We start from the raw sequence: 1,196 nt of genomic DNA, 5'->3' as shown, positions 1-1,196 counted from the left end.
GAAATGGCAAAAGGCAAATTCGAGCGTACCAAGCCCCACGTGAACGTCGGGACGATCGGACACGTGGACCACGGCAAGACGACGCTGACCGCGGCGATCACGACCGTGCTGAGCAAGCTGTTCGGGGGCGAGGCCAAGGCCTACGATCAAATTGACGCGGCCCCCGAAGAGAAGGCGCGCGGCATCACCATCAACACCGCCCACGTCGAATACGAGACCAAGAACCGGCACTACGCCCACGTCGACTGCCCGGGCCACGCCGACTACGTCAAGAACATGATCACCGGTGCTGCGCAGATGGACGGCGCGATCCTGGTCTGTTCGGCTGCCGACGGCCCCATGCCCCAGACCCGCGAGCACATCCTGCTCGCGCGCCAGGTTGGCGTGCCCTACATCATCGTGTTCCTGAACAAGTGCGACATGGTCGACGACGCCGAGCTGCTCGAGCTCGTCGAGATGGAAGTGCGCGAACTCCTCGACAAGTACGAATTCCCCGGCGACACCACCCCCATCATCCACGGCAGCGCCAAGCTGGCGATGGAAGGCGACAAGGGCGAACTCGGCGAAGGCGCGATCCTGAAGCTCGCCGACGCGCTGGACAACTACATTCCGACCCCGGAACGTGCCGTTGACGGCGCCTTCCTGATGCCCGTCGAAGACGTGTTCAGCATCAGCGGTCGCGGCACCGTCGTGACCGGTCGCGTCGAACGCGGCGTCGTCAAGGTCGGCGAAGAAATCGAGATCGTGGGCATCACCCCGACCCAGAAGACCACCTGCACCGGCGTCGAGATGTTCCGCAAGCTGCTGGATCAAGGCCAGGCTGGCGACAACGTGGGCATCCTGCTGCGCGGCACCAAGCGCGAAGACGTGCAGCGCGGCCAGGTGCTGTGCAAGCCCGGCAGCGTCAAGCCGCACACCCACTTCACGGCCGAGATCTACGTGCTGAGCAAGGAAGAGGGCGGGCGTCACACGCCGTTCTTCAACAACTACCGGCCGCAGTTCTACTTCCGCACCACCGACGTGACCGGCGCGGTCGAGCTGCCCAAGGACAAGGAGATGGTCATGCCTGGCGACAACGTCAGCATCACCGTCAAGCTGATCAACCCGATCGCGATGGAAGAAGGCCTGCGCTTCGCCATCCGCGAGGGCGGCCGTACCGTCGGCGCCGGGGTCGTGGCCAAGATCATCGAATAAGG

At 64.2% G+C, this 1,196-nt stretch carries 1 protein-coding gene; it reads left to right on the top strand.

Features of this window, described 5'->3' with window-relative positions; translation table 11 throughout:
- The first annotated feature begins 3 nt into the window (after positions 1-3).
- Entirely contained in the window at positions 4-1,194 is a 1,191-nt protein-coding gene (gene tuf / locus AC1DTW_RS28110) for an elongation factor Tu (RefSeq protein ID WP_477985331.1), read from the top strand.
- Positions 1,195-1,196 lie beyond the last annotated feature (2 nt).

This window comes from Rhizobacter sp. P5_A1 (genome assembly GCF_056400745.1).
This window is presented reverse-complemented; position numbering and strand designations above follow the sequence as displayed.

Bases quoted from the DNA above. Each gene is read 5' to 3' on its own strand.
- tuf (WP_477985331.1), top strand. From the start codon at position 4: ATGGCAAAAGGCAAATTCGAGCGTACCAAGCCCCACGTGAACGTCGGG.